The organism is Serratia sp. Ag1 (assembly GCF_000743355.1).
In the GTDB taxonomy this organism is placed as follows: Bacteria; Pseudomonadota; Gammaproteobacteria; order Enterobacterales; family Enterobacteriaceae; genus Chania.
Window position 1 is genome coordinate 26,431 of sequence record NZ_JQEI01000042.1, and the last position, 13,571, is coordinate 40,001.

General features: G+C 56.7%; 10 protein-coding genes. 7 read left to right on the top strand and 3 right to left on the bottom strand.

Translation table 11 applies throughout. The features are described 5' to 3' along the window. Nucleotide 1: 1 nt before the first annotated feature. From IV04_RS21285 to IV04_RS21305, 5 genes are all read left to right on the top strand, one after another. Nucleotides 2-655 carry a CoA transferase subunit B gene (locus IV04_RS21285; RefSeq protein WP_037396477.1) on the top strand — a complete coding sequence of 218 codons (654 nt, stop codon included), beginning with the start codon at nucleotides 2-4 and terminating at the stop codon, nucleotides 653-655. A gap of 14 nt (nucleotides 656-669) precedes the next feature. Next, nucleotides 670-1,851 (top strand): acetyl-CoA C-acetyltransferase, encoded by a 1,182-nt coding sequence (locus tag IV04_RS21290; RefSeq protein ID WP_037396475.1) that lies wholly within the window; start codon nucleotides 670-672, stop codon nucleotides 1,849-1,851. 39 nt (nucleotides 1,852-1,890) lie between these two features. Next, the gene (locus tag IV04_RS21295) at nucleotides 1,891-3,285 is read left to right on the top strand and encodes a GntP family permease (protein ID WP_197062152.1); all 1,395 of its coding nucleotides are present in this window, start codon (nucleotides 1,891-1,893) and stop codon (nucleotides 3,283-3,285) included. A 12-nt stretch (nucleotides 3,286-3,297) separates the two neighbouring features. Beyond that, nucleotides 3,298-4,068 (top strand): 3-hydroxybutyrate dehydrogenase, encoded by a 771-nt coding sequence (locus IV04_RS21300; RefSeq protein ID WP_037396469.1) that lies wholly within the window; start codon nucleotides 3,298-3,300, stop codon nucleotides 4,066-4,068. 273 nt (nucleotides 4,069-4,341) lie between these two features. Continuing rightward, nucleotides 4,342-5,262, top strand: coding sequence for a L,D-transpeptidase family protein (locus IV04_RS21305; RefSeq protein ID WP_037396466.1), 921 nt, complete (start codon nucleotides 4,342-4,344; stop codon nucleotides 5,260-5,262). Nucleotides 5,263-5,469: 207 nt separating this feature from the next. On the opposite strand, the gene IV04_RS21310 is transcribed toward IV04_RS21305, so the two are convergent. After that, nucleotides 5,470-6,186, bottom strand: a complete 717-nt coding sequence (locus tag IV04_RS21310) for a GntR family transcriptional regulator (protein WP_037396464.1) — start codon at nucleotides 6,184-6,186, stop codon at nucleotides 5,470-5,472. 259 nt (nucleotides 6,187-6,445) lie between these two features. Between IV04_RS21310 and mngA the strand changes: the two genes are divergently transcribed. Together mngA and mngB are read left to right on the top strand one after the other, a co-directional pair. Then, nucleotides 6,446-8,371, top strand: a complete 1,926-nt coding sequence (gene mngA, locus IV04_RS21315; protein ID WP_037396463.1) for a PTS 2-O-a-mannosyl-D-glycerate transporter subunit IIABC — start codon at nucleotides 6,446-6,448, stop codon at nucleotides 8,369-8,371. A 42-nt stretch (nucleotides 8,372-8,413) separates the two neighbouring features. Beyond that, a complete protein-coding gene (gene mngB / locus IV04_RS21320; RefSeq protein WP_037396460.1) occupies nucleotides 8,414-11,050 on the top strand; it encodes a mannosylglycerate hydrolase in 2,637 nt (878 codons plus the stop codon). A gap of 43 nt (nucleotides 11,051-11,093) precedes the next feature. Here mngB and IV04_RS21325 read toward each other — a convergent pair whose 3' ends face one another. Together IV04_RS21325 and IV04_RS21330 are read right to left on the bottom strand one after the other, a co-directional pair. Beyond that, nucleotides 11,094-12,206, bottom strand: a complete 1,113-nt coding sequence (locus IV04_RS21325; protein ID WP_037396457.1) for a class II histone deacetylase — start codon at nucleotides 12,204-12,206, stop codon at nucleotides 11,094-11,096. Continuing rightward, complete coding sequence (locus IV04_RS21330) at nucleotides 12,203-13,393, bottom strand: MFS transporter (protein ID WP_037396454.1); 1,191 nt, start codon at nucleotides 13,391-13,393, stop codon at nucleotides 12,203-12,205. The genes IV04_RS21325 and IV04_RS21330 overlap by 4 nt, the downstream gene beginning before the upstream one ends. Nucleotides 13,394-13,571 lie beyond the last annotated feature (178 nt).

The following is a 13,571-nucleotide window of genomic DNA, read 5'->3' on the forward strand; positions in this document are numbered from 1 at the left end:
GATGCTTACCCGTGAACAAATGGCGCAACGCGTGGCGCAAGAGCTGCGTGATGGTGACTACGTCAATCTGGGGATCGGTATCCCGACGCTAGTAGCCAACTATGTCCCGCAGGGGATGGACGTGATGTTGCAGTCCGAGAACGGGCTGCTGGGGATGGGGGAATTCCCCACCGAGGCGCAACTGGATGCCGACATGATCAACGCAGGCAAACAGACCGTGACCGCGCGATTGGGAGCGGCAATTTTCGATTCGGCGCAGTCTTTCGCCATGATCCGGGGTGGCCATGTGGATCTCACCGTACTGGGGGCGTTTGAAGTGGATGTGGCGGGCAACATCGCCTCGTGGATGATCCCCGGCAAGTTGGTGAAAGGCATGGGCGGCGCGATGGATCTTGTGGCGGGGGCAGAAAACATCATCGTGGTGATGACCCATGCCTCAAAGAATGGCGAATCCAAATTGCTGCCGCGCTGCACGTTGCCGCTGACCGGGGCCAATTGCATTCGCCGGGTGCTGACCGATCTGGCCTATCTGGAGATTGAACAAGGGGCGTTTGTGCTGCGTGAACGAGCACCGGGCGTCAGCGTAGAAGAGATCGTTGCCAAAACGGCGGGTGAGTTGATCGTACCCGATCAGGTTCCCGAAATGCGCTTCTGATAGCGGAGGTTAACATGCAAGACGTGGTGATTGTGGCGGCGACCCGCACACCGGTAGGCCGTTTCCAAGGAGCGCTGGCACCACTATCAGCGGTGGATCTCGGCACGGTGGTGGTGAAAGCCCTGCTGGCCAGCAGCGGTGTGGCGGCAGAGAGCGTGGATGAAGTGATTTTGGGGCAGGTGCTCACTGCTGGTTGCGGCCAGAACCCGGCGCGGCAAACGGCGCTGAACGCTGGCCTGCCCTGCAGCGTACCGGCGGTAACGCTCAACAAAGTGTGCGGTTCAGGGTTGAAGGCAGTGCATCTGGCGGCTCAGGCGATCCGCTGCGGCGACGCGCAGATTGTGATTGCTGGCGGGCAGGAAAGCATGAGCCAGGCACCTTATCTGATGGCCGGAGCCCGTGCCGGGCTGCGCTTAGGCCATGCCCAGATGATCGACAGCGTGATCCACGATGGCCTGTGGGATGCGTTCAATGACTACCACATGGGCGTGACCGCCGAGAATCTGGCACAGCGCTATGACATCAGCCGTGCGGAGCAGGATCGCTTTGCCGTGCAGTCACAACAAAAAGCCCATGCCGCACAGGAGGCCGGGCGCTTTAAACCGGAAATCACCCCGGTGCGAGTTCCGCGAACTAAACAGGAACCGTTGTGGATCGAGCAGGACGAACAACCGCGCGCAGACACCACCGACGAGCTCCTCAGCCGTTTACGCCCGGCGTTCCATCCGCAAGGCTCGGTCACCGCAGGCAATGCCTCCTCCCTTAACGATGGCGCAGCGGCGGTGCTGCTGATGAGTGCGCAAAAGGCGGCAGAACTGGGGCTCCCGGTGTTAGCTCGGGTTGCCGCTTATGCCTCGGCGGGTGTCGATCCGGCAATCATGGGGATCGGCCCGGTCGACGCTGCACGCCGCACATTGGCCAAGGCCGGTTGGGCGCTGGATGAGGTCGATCTGATCGAAGCCAACGAAGCCTTTGCCGCACAGGCGCTGGCCGTGGGTAAAGCATTGGCCTGGGACAGTGAACGGGTGAACGTCAACGGCGGAGCCATTGCACTCGGCCACCCGATCGGCGCTTCCGGTTGCCGCATTCTGGTGACGTTATTGCACGAAATGCAGCGTCGCACAGCCCAAAAAGGGCTGGCAATGCTGTGTATCGGTGGTGGGCAAGGGGTGGCGCTGGCCGTTGAGCGTGCTTAAGCAATCTGTACTCGAAAATAATAATTAAATGAGGAGTCATTGATGAGCGTCTCAATCGCCCTGGCCGCACTGGCCGTTCTGATGCTGGCAGCCTATCGCGGCTACAGCGTGATTCTGTTTGCACCAATCGCCGCACTGGGGGCGGTATTATTAACCGACCCTGGCGCGGTCGCCCCGACCTTTACCGGGCTGTTTATGGAAAAGATGGTCGGCTTTATCAAACTCTATTTTCCGGTATTCCTGCTAGGAGCGGTGTTTGGCAAGTTGATTGAGCTTTCTGGTTTCTCGCGTTCGATTGTCGCGGCGGCAATTGGCATCCTGGGGCGTCGCCATGCCATTCCGGTAATCGTCCTGGTTTGTGCGCTGCTGACCTACGGCGGGGTTTCTCTGTTCGTGGTGGTGTTTGCGGTGTATCCGTTTGCTGCCGAACTGTTTCGCCAGAGCGGTATTCCAAAACGCCTGATCCCGGCTACCGTGGCGCTGGGGGCTTTTTCTTTCACCATGGATGCGTTACCCGGCACTCCGCAGATCCAGAACATCATTCCCACCAGCTTTTTTGGCACCACCGCCTGGGCGGCCCCTTGGCTGGGGCTGATTGGTTCGCTGTTTATTGTGATTGTCGGCCTGGCCTACCTTGAGCGCCAGCGCCACAAGGCGCAGTTGCGCGGTGAAGGTTATGGCACTGCGCTGCTCAATGAACCGGAAACGGCAGAAGACATCAATCTGCCCAATCCGTGGATTGCCATTATGCCGCTGATCCTGGTTGGGTTGCTGAACCTCGGTTTCACACGCTGGATCCCACATTGGTATGGCCCCAGCCATGAACTGTTGCTGGCTGGCCTGGCCAAACCGATCACCGTTGAAGTGAGCAAACTGACCGCCATCTGGGCGGTGCAGGCAGCGTTGTTGAGCGGCATCGTGGTGGTGTTACTGTTTGGCTGGCGCAATATCCGTGGTCGCTTGGCAGAAGGCAGTAAAAACGCCGTCGGGGGAGCAATGCTGGCAGCGATGAATACTGCGTCGGAATACGGTTTTGGCGCGGTGATCGCGGCTTTGCCTGGGTTTCTGGTGCTCTCCAAAGCGCTGGCGACCATCCCCGATCCACTGCTGAACGAAGCGATCAGCGTGACGCTGCTGGCCGGTATTACCGGTTCAGCTTCCGGTGGCATGAGTATTGCGCTGGCGGCGATGTCGGATTCCTTCATTGCCGCTGCCCATGCGGCGGATATTCCACTGGAAGTGCTGCACCGCGTGGCTTCCATGGCCAGCGGCGGCATGGACACTCTGCCGCACAACGGGGCGGTAATCACCCTGTTGGCGATTACCGGCTTGAGCCATCGGCAAGCCTATGGCGGTATTTTTGCCATCACATTGATCAAGAGCGCAGCGGTGCTGTTTGTTATCGGGGTGTTCTACCTGACCGGCATTGTATAAAGGAGCATTAACATGAAATTACAGGGCAAAACGGCACTGATCACCGGTTCAACCAGCGGGATCGGCCTGGGTTTAGCCTCCGCGCTGGCAGCGGCAGGGGCACAGGTGATCCTTAACGGTTTCGGCGAGGTCGAACGAGCAAAGGATCACATCGCCAGCCTGGGCAAAGCGCCCGGTTACCATGCGGCGGATCTCAGCGATCCGCAGCAGATCGGCGACATGATGGAGTATGTCAACCGCGAGTTTGGCGGTGCCGATATTCTGATCAACAACGCCGGGATCCAGCACGTGGCCAAGGTAGAGGCGTTCCCGCTGGAAAAATGGGACGCGATCCTCGCGATCAATCTTTCCTCGGTGTTCCATACCAGCCGCCTGGCCTTGCCCGGCATGCGCGAGCGTGGTTGGGGGCGCATCATCAACGTGGCATCGGTACATGGGTTGGTGGCTTCCAAAGAGAAATCAGCCTATGTGGCAGCCAAACACGGTGTGATTGGCTTAACCAAAACCCTGGCGCTGGAAACCGCGCGCACCGCAATCACCTGTAATGCCATCTGCCCAGGCTGGGTGTTGACCCCCTTGGTGCAGCAGCAGATCGATCAGCGTATCGCCGCAGGGATCGATCCACAGCAGGCGCGTGATGACCTGTTGGCGGAGAAACAGCCTTCGCAGGAATTTGTCACCCCGGAACAATTAGGGGAACTGGCACTGTTCCTGTGCAGTGATGCCGCTCTGCAGGTGCGCGGTGCTGCGTGGAATATGGATGGGGGTTGGCTGGCCCAGTGATGAGGTGGTGCATATCAGGCCCAGATTTGGTATTTCTGGGCCGATAAAAGCAAAAAGTTCCCTTGGCAGCACACTTAGCTACAAAAAAATGTGATATTTGCTCCAGTAATGTTTCACTCTTGGGTGGAAGTGCACATATAATGCGCATCCGGTCACACTTGGCCGGCTATACCCAGCGCCCTTCAAGCCGCAGCCAATAACCAAGCAACTTGAAGTATGACGGGTATAAAAACATATTAATCCTAGCCAGTGCGGCACCACTCCAATACAAAGATGAAAATGAGCATTCGTAAATTATTAACACTGTTTACGGCACTGGCTGCATTTAGCCAGGCTGCCCTCGCCGTTGTATACCCTTTACCTGCCAAAAATAGTCGTCTGATTGGCGAAAATATCCAGATTACCATTCCAGCAGACAGCACACTGCCTCTGGAAAGCTTTGCGGCTCAATACCAGATGGGGTTGAGCAATATGATGGAAGCCAACCCGGGTGTGGATCCGTACCTGCCGTTACCGGGCAGCACGCTGACTATTCCACATCAACTGATCCTGCCGGATACTCCGCGCGAAGGCATCATTGTCAACAGCGCTGAAATGCGTCTGTACTATTACCCGAAAGGCAGTAACACCGTCGTCGTGCTGCCCATTGGTATTGGCCAATTGGGCAAAGATACTCCGTCTAACTGGGTAACCAGCGTACAACGCAAGAAAGATGGCCCAACCTGGACGCCGACCGCCAAAATGCGTGAAGAATATGCGGCAGAAGGTGAAATTATACCTGCAGTTTACCCAGCAGGGCCGGATAACCCAATGGGCTTGTATGCATTATACGTGGGCCGCCTGTATGCCATTCACGGTACCAATGCCAACTTCGGTATCGGCCTGCGCGTGAGCCATGGCTGTGTGCGTCTGCGCGCTGACGACATCAAGTACCTGTTCGACAGCGTGCCAGTTGGTACCCGTGTGCAGTTTATCAACGAGCCGGTGAAAGCCACCGTTGAGCCAGACGGTTCCCGTTACCTGGAAGTGCATAACCCACTGTCGGCTAACGAAGAAGAGCTGAAGTCGAAAGAGCCAGTGCCGATCATTTTCTCTGAGGCCGTTGGTAAAACGCTGATGGACCCGAGCGTTGATCAGAATGAAGTGAAATCAGCGGTTGATGCGCGTTTGGGCTTCCCAGTCCGCGTCGGCTGATGGTTTTGATCGATTAAAAGCGCCTACGGGCGCTTGAGTTTGATGACAAAGTAGTCTTTTAAACCGAGATACTCGGGCCTAGCGCACCGAGGGGCGCTCCGGCGGCTTACGCCGCTACGACCCCTTCGGCACGCTCTCCCTAATATCTAACTTTGTCAGCCGTCTGAAGCGCCTGCGGGCGCTTTTTACGGCAGTTAACGCCAGGGTTCAGCGTCCGCGTTTTGCCACCAGCGTAAACTTGTAGTCTTCGCTTTTAAAGAAATTACGGCTGAACTCAAATACCGTGCCATCGCTCAAAAAGCCGGTAGAGACTTTCTCCAAAATCGGTTTTTGCGGGTCAATCCCTAATGCGTTCACCGCATCTTCAGAGGGCATCACCGGAATGATCTCCTGCTCGCTACGGTCGATCACCAGCTTTTTTACCTGCTCAATATAGTGGTATTTGGATTTCTGCATCACTTCGTAGCTGAGATCGGGGAACAGTGCCAGCGGCATCCAGGTTTCTTCGAGCGTCACCGGCTTCTGCTTGATGTAACGCACCCGCTTCACGTAATACACCTTATCGTCAGTGGTCAGACGCAGTGCTTCGGCGATCGCCGGGCTGGCTTTGGCGACCTGAAAGATCAGCACATCGCTGTGGGTTTCCACATTACGATCCGCCAGTTTTTCATAAAAACTGGTCAACTGATAAATGTCGTAATTCACCCGCTCTTCTTTCACATACCAGCCACTGCCCTGCAGGCTTTCGATCACCCGTTCTTCGGTCAGCAACTTGAGTGCCTGACGTACCGTGACCCGGCTGACCCCATACTGCTCGCACAATAGCGCTTCTGTTGGCAGCGCATCACCCGGCTTCAGATCCCCATTAGCAACCTGTTGGCGCAGAATATCCGCAATCTGGCGGTAAATAGGCTTCTTGCTCAATCTGTTGGCATCCCGTAACTCGTATGGCGTTCTGCCTGCATTCTAGCCTTCACACCGTGATAAACAAACCAGTATGCCTATCTTTCGTTGAGTCATGGCATTCTTGTAATTAAAATGAATTAATACAAATTAAATACAAAAATAACTGTTAATTGAAATTGATCACAAAATGGTATGGTTTAGCTTGTTATGATCGCCGCCTGTCTGGTGATGGAGCCGTGTTGGCTTCACCGCGAAAGTAGTTAAACCGAGGATAGCGATGAACCTAAGCAGCCTGACCCACCCCAGCCTGATCAACCTGCAAACGGAGTTTACGGGGCGCGATCAGGCCATTCATCTGCTGACAGAACAACTGGCCGCGCAAGGCAAATTACACGACAAACAGGCTTTTCTGCAGGCGGTATTCGCCCGTGAAGCACAGGGCCCAACCGCGTTGGGAGAAGGGCTGGCGGTACCGCACGGTAAAAGTGATGCCGTCAAAGAGGCGGCGTTTGCCGTTGCCACGCTGAAAACCCCAGTGGAATGGGAAGGCATCGATGGCCCGGAAAGCGTCAACCTGATTTTCTTGCTGGCGATCCCGCAAGATCAGGCCGGTTCCACCCATATGCAGCTGCTCACTACGCTGACGACCGCGCTGGTGGATGACGATATTCGCGCAGCGGTATTGCAGGCCACTACGGCGGAGCAGTTGCTGGCTCTGTTGTCGCAGGGGGTTGTAGAGCCTGAACCGCTGCAACAGGAGGCGACTCGGCCAACGATCGTTTGCGTGACCGCCTGCCCGGCGGGCATTGCCCACACTTACATGGCAGCGGAATATCTGGAAAAGGCCGGGCGCAAGCTTGGGATTAACGTTTATGTCGAAAAGCAGGGAGCCAACGGTATCGAAGGCCGCCTGACGGCAGAACAACTGAATCAGGCCACCGCCTGCGTGTTTGCCGCTGAAGTAGCGATCAAAGAAGTGGAGCGTTTTAACGGCATTCCACGCGTTGCCACACCGGTAGCGGAACCGATCAAACACGCTGAGCGTATTCTCAACCAAGCGCTGGAAGCGGGTAAATCCGGCAACGCTGCAGAACGTATTAAGCGGCAAGATGAACCCGCGCAGAAAATCAGCGTGAAAACTGAACTCAAGCAGGCGCTACTGAGCGGCATCTCTTTTGCCGTGCCGCTGATTGTCGCCGGGGGCACGGTGCTGGCGGTAGCGGTCTTGCTGGCGCAGATCCTCGGGCTGCAACATCTGTTCGATCAGGAGAACTCCTGGCTGTGGATGTATCGCAAACTGGGTGGTGGCATGCTCGGCACCCTGATGGTGCCGGTGCTGGCCGCTTACACCGCCTATTCACTGGCCGATAAACCGGCGTTAGGCCCCGGCTTTGCCGCCGGGCTGGCGGCGAACATGATTGGCTCCGGTTTTCTCGGCGGCGTAGTCGGTGGTTTGATCGCCGGTTACCTGATGCGTTGGGTAAAAAACCATGTCCGCCTCAGCCCCAATTTCAACGGCTTTCTGACGTTTTACCTGTCCCCGGTCATTGGCACTTTAGTAGCAGGTAGCCTGATGCTGTTTGTGATTGGCCAGCCGGTGGCCTGGCTGAACAACGGCCTCACCCACTGGCTCAACGGCCTATCCGGCACCAATGCGCTGGTGCTGGGGGCGATCCTCGGTTTTATGTGCTCGTTCGATCTCGGTGGCCCGGTGAATAAGGCGGCTTACGCCTTCTGCTTAGGGGCGATGGCTAACGGGGTGTTTGGCCCTTATGCGATCTTCGGCGCAGTCAAAATGGTGTCTGCTTTCACGGTGACCGCTTCTACGCTGTTAGCACCGCGTCTGTTCCAGCAGTTTGAAATTGAGACCGGTAAATCGACCTGGCTCTTGGGCCTGGCGGGCATTACCGAAGGGGCGATCCCGATGGCAATTGAAGATCCGCTGCGGGTGATCGGCTCCTTCCTGGTGGGATCGGTGGTAACGGGCGCTATCGTTGGGGGAATGGGGATCGGCCTGTCGACACCGGGCGCGGGGATCTTCTCGCTGTTCCTGCTGCATGACAACGGCCTGGGCGGGCTACTGTCGGCGGCTATCTGGCTGGGCGCAGCGCTGATTGGCACGGTGATCTCTACGCTGGTGCTGATCATCTGGCGGCGTCAGGCAACCAAGCAGGGCAAATACACTGTTGTTCAAGCTGATTGATTTTTGGCGCGGCGAAAGCCGCGCACTATTTAGGAATTGAAGATGAAAGCAGTATCACGGGTTCATATTACCCCGCATATGCATTGGGATCGTGAGTGGTATTTTACCACCGAGGAGTCACGCATCCTGCTGATTAACAATATGGAAGAGATCCTGACCCGGTTGGAAACCGATGCCGAATACCGGTTCTATGTGCTGGATGGGCAAACCGCCGTGCTGGAAGACTATTTTGCTATCAAACCAGAAAATACCGAACGGGTTAAAGCGCTGGTGCAGGCAGGCAAGCTGATTATCGGCCCGTGGTATAGCCAGACCGATACCATGGTGGTCTCCGGTGAATCCATCGTGCGTAACCTGATGTACGGCATGCGCGATTGCCTGAGTTTTGGCGAACCGATGAAAATTGGTTACTTGCCGGATTCTTTCAGCATGTCCTCGCAGCTACCGCACATTTTCAACGGCTTTGGCATTACGCGCGCCATGTTCTGGCGCGGTTGTTCCGAGCGCCACGGTACCGACAAAACCGAGTTCCTGTGGCAGAGCAACGACGGCAGTGAAGTGGCAGCGCAGGTGCTGCCATTGGGCTACGCCATCGGCAAATATCTACCGGAAGATGAGGCCGGATTGCGCAAACGGTTGGACAGCTACTTCAAGGTGCTGGAAAACGCCTCGGTCACCCAAGACATCCTGCTGCCCAACGGCCACGATCAGATGCCGTTGCAACAGAATATCTTCGCGGTGATGGCAAAACTGCGCGAAATCTACCCGCAACGTGAATTTGTCATGAGCCGTTTTGAACAGGTGTTCGAACGCATCGAAGCCAACCGGGAACGCCTGGCGACGCTGAAAGGTGAATTCAACGATGGCAAGTACATGCGCGTGCATCGCACCATCTCCTCCACCCGTATGGACATCAAAATCGCCCATGCGCAGATCGAAAACAAGATTGTCAATGTCCTCGAACCGCTGGCGGCGATCGCCTGGTCGCTGGGCTTTGAGTATCACCACGGCCTGTTGGAGAAAATGTGGAAAGAGATCCTGAAAAACCACGCGCACGACAGCATCGGCTGTTGCTGTAGTGACAAGGTGCATCAGGAGATTATGACGCGCTTCATTCTGGCGGATGATATGGCCGAGAATCTGGTGCGTTTCTACATGCGCAAGATTGTCGACAACATGCCGGTGCAGCACGCTGATGCAGACAAACTGACCTTCTTCAATCTGTTGCCTTACGCCCGTGAAGAAGTGATCAACACCACAATCCGTATTCGTGCCCAGCAGTTCTCGCTGGTGGACGATCAAGGTCAACCGGTGGAATACTTTATCCGCGCAGCACGGGAGATCGATCCCGGTTTGGTGGATCGCCAAATCGTCCATTACGGTAACTACGATCCGTTTATGGAATACGATATTCAGCTACAACAGCCGTTACCGGCGATGGGCTATTGCACGCTGCATATCCATGCCAATCAGGCTGGGGCTGTGCAGCAACCCACTGAGCAACCGGCAGATCTGCTGGAAAACCGCTATTACCGCATCAGCCTGAATGCTAACGGCACGCTGGATATTGCAGATAAACAGACCGGTTGCCGTTATCAGCAGGTGCTGCAACTGGAAGATGGCTCGGACGATGGCGACGAATATGACTATTCCCCTTCGCGCGAGGAATGGCTGATCTATTCAACGCAGAGCGCCGTGGCCACTGCCGTTAAGCACGAAGCCTGGCAGAGCACTGCCACCCTGGCCCTGCGTATGGTGCTGCCTGCTAACCTGCAACAGCGTGCCGCGCGCCAAACCGATGGTTATCTGGATGTGCAGTGCCAGATCACGCTGGCGCTCGACAGCCGCCGCATCGACATTGAAATGCAGTTGGATAATCAGGCCGACGATCACCGCGTGCGCGTGCTGATCCCGACGCCATTTGCCAGCAAAACCGTGCTGGCGGATAACCAGTTTGGCAGCATTACCCGCCCGGTGGACGATCCGGCGATGGCGTACTGGCAACAAGAAGGCTGGAAGGAAGCACCAATCCCGGTGTGGCAACTGATGAACTTTGCTGCGCTGCATGACGATCGCTACGGCTTGGCGCTGTTCACCGAAGGGCTGCGTGAGTTTGAGATTATCGGTGAACGCCGCGATACCTTTGCGCTGACGCTGTTCCGCTCGGTGGGCGTGCTGGGTAAAGAAGAACTGCTGCTGCGGCCAGGCCGCCCTTCCGGCATCAAACTGCCGACGCCGGATTCGCAAATGCGCGGCAAACTGCACTGCCGCTTCAGCCTGTTCAGCTTTGCGGGCGATCCACATCAGGCCGGCGTGATGCAGCAAGCGCGGGCCTACGTTACCCCAGTGCGTTGCTACAACAAGATCCCGTTCGACGCGATGAAGCTGAACCTGGCAGCATTCCGCACCCCGCAGCGTTTCAGCCTGCTGTCGATGGCGGAATCAGGCCCGGTGCTCAGCGTGTTGAAAAAAGCCGAGGATGCCGATGCGTTGATTATCCGCGTCTACAATCCTTCAGAACAGGTGACCATTGGCGGGCAGTTGACGTTGGCAAAACCACCGCAGGAATGGCTGGAAACCGCTATGGATGAACGGCCACTGGCGCAGCAGAGCGCGGCAAGTGGGGATTTTGGCCCGCTTGCGCCATGCCAGTCGCGCACCTTTCGGTTTATGCGCTAGCAGGCAGAACCAGAGGCGTGGTAAATCACGCCTCTGCAGAAAACTAGAACCCAAACTCCCGCGCTAACCGATCGAGTGCAGCGCGCTGGAACTGGTTGAAGGCATCCCTCGGTTGCTGTTGCTGAATAAAGCCTAACAGCGGATCCTGCACTTCGGTGCGGATCCCGCTCAATGATTCCATCACCGCTAACCCGCAGAACGGCACATAAGCTTCGGCGTATCCCCCTTCGTGCACCATCACCAGTTTGCCGCCACACAACCGATCGGCGGCGCTTTGCACCGATGCAGTCATCGCGCGGAAACTGTCGCTGTGCAGTTGCATACGCGCCAGCGGATCGAGGGCGTTGGCATCATAACCGCAGGCGATGATGATCAGTTCCGGCTTGAAGCGTTCCAACGCCGGGATCACAATCTGTTGCATGGCGTACTGATAACCATCGTCACCGGCACCGGCCAGCAGCGGAATATTGAGGTTATAACCGTAACCGGCACCTTGCCCACGATCCTGCTCACCGGCATAGCCCGCAGGGAAACAGCCGTCCTGATGCAGTGAAATGGTCAGCACATCATCCCGTTGCCAGTAAATATGCTGAGTACCGTTGCCGTGATGCACATCCCAGTCGATTACCGCCACTTTGCCCAGCCCCAGTTTGGCCTGAGCGCGTTCGATGACGATCGGGATATTAGCGAGAAAACAGAACCCCATCGATTGATCCGGCAGGCAGTGGTGGCCCGGTGGGCGCGACAGCGAGTAAGCATTGTCCAACGCACCTTTCAGCACCGCTTCGACGGCGGCGCAGGCCAACCCGGCAGAAAGCTTGGCGATTTCGTAGCTACCCGGCCCCAATGGAGCCTCCTCCCCCAACATACCACCACCGTTATCGCTTAGTTGCTTGAAGCGTTGCAGGTAGTGCGCCGGGTGGATACGCAGCAGATCCTCTTCCTCTGCACACTCGGCGCTCAACAGGCTGAGCTGGCGCGACAGGCCAGAAACGTCCATCAGGTTTTTCATCCGCCGCTTGGTTTCCGGCGATTCTGCATGGCCTGCGCCCGAAGGCGGTTGCACCCAGCCGCCCACCGGCAAAGTAGTCGCGTGCAGACCGGTGCTGTGCCAGAAGCAACGTTCATCAAAGAAGAAACCGGTTTTTCTTTTCACTTTATGACTCCTGTTAAACGGCGCGGCATGCGCGGTGAAGCCAGTAAGATCAGCAGCAACGACAGTAGCGCACAGGCAAACGCACCGGCCAGCAAGGTGCCGACCCCACCGGAAGATTCGATCAGATAACCCGCCAACGTTGGGCCAATCGCCATACCACCGCCGATCACCAGGTTGATGCTGTTCATCAGTTTGCCGTCGTTATCCAGCGCAGCGACGCGCGCCAGCATGAACGGCAGCACAAAGGTCCAGGTGAATTTGAATATCACTGCGGCGAGCGTGAAGCGAATGAGCAAGGGATCGCGGCTCAGTAACACAATGCTGGCGATCAGCAGGCTGTAACCGATCCACAGTAGCGGTTTGTGGCTACGCCGCGTGCCAATCAACGCAGCACACCCGGCACCGATAATGCCAAACAGGGTAGCCGCCGCCAGCACCTGCCCACTGCGCACCAGTGAAAGGCCTGCGGTGGCGGCGATGTTGCCGATAAAGGTCCAGACTGCGCTCAGGCTGATATAGAAGGTTAAAACCGCCAACACGGCATACAGCTTGCTACTGAACGGGGCCGCAGGAAACTGGCTGGAAGTGCCGCTGGCCTGGTGGAATCCGCTGGGGAACGCGCGGATCAATGGCAGGCAGCACAGCATCATCGCCGCCAGAATCAAGTACACCACTTTCAGGCCGAAATGAGCGAACAGCGGCGGCAATGCCAGCAGTCCGATCGCGCCGAGCAGCAGTTGGCCCAACACCCAAAAGGCATATACCCGGCTAGGGTTGGCGGTTCCGGCAGCGCAGGTGATGCATAGGATCATCAGCGTACCGCCTGCCAGTGAGGCGATAAAACGCAGTATCAGTAGCAGACTGTAATCATTGACCATCGCCGAGGCCAGATTGCCGAACAGAAATACCGCAGCTGCCAGCGCCGCGATCCGGCGCCAGTTGATCCGGTTGATCCACCACCAGGCAGGGAGTGTCGCCAGGCTCATGGCACCCAGTTCAGTGGAAAACAAACGGCCAATCTGGCCGGGGTTGAGTTGCCATTGCAGTGCCAACTGCGTCGCGATGGCCGGTGCAGTCATTAAGATCCCCGGTGCGATGGCAGCAAAGACAATGATTGCCGTGAGCAATCCGGGTGGGCAAAAGAGTACGGCACCGGTAGCAGGCATTACGATTGAGTGTTTGGACATAGTTAACATCCTTGATTTTCATCTATACCCGTCATACTTCAAGCTGCTTGGGTGAGCGCGAGCAACTCGAATTATTGTGGGTATATAAATATCCGTAACGCCGTTTTTTAAACATACGGAAGCCACGCCCGGCAAAGAGAATTAATACCGGTGCTCATTCCTGATATTGGGTGGTTGA

Excerpts from the sequence above, each read along its gene's own strand:
- IV04_RS21285 (WP_037396477.1), top strand. The coding sequence starts at position 2 with ATGCTTACCCGTGAACAAATGGCGCAACGCGTGGCGCAAGAGCTGCGT.
- IV04_RS21290 (WP_037396475.1), top strand. The coding sequence starts at position 670 with ATGCAAGACGTGGTGATTGTGGCGGCGACCCGCACACCGGTAGGCCGT.
- IV04_RS21300 (WP_037396469.1), top strand. The coding sequence starts at position 3,298 with ATGAAATTACAGGGCAAAACGGCACTGATCACCGGTTCAACCAGCGGG.
- IV04_RS21305 (WP_037396466.1), top strand. The coding sequence starts at position 4,342 with ATGAAAATGAGCATTCGTAAATTATTAACACTGTTTACGGCACTGGCT.
- mngA (WP_037396463.1), top strand. The coding sequence starts at position 6,446 with ATGAACCTAAGCAGCCTGACCCACCCCAGCCTGATCAACCTGCAAACG.
- mngB (WP_037396460.1), top strand. The coding sequence starts at position 8,414 with ATGAAAGCAGTATCACGGGTTCATATTACCCCGCATATGCATTGGGAT.
- IV04_RS21330 (WP_037396454.1), bottom strand. The coding sequence starts at position 13,393 with ATGTCCAAACACTCAATCGTAATGCCTGCTACCGGTGCCGTACTCTTT.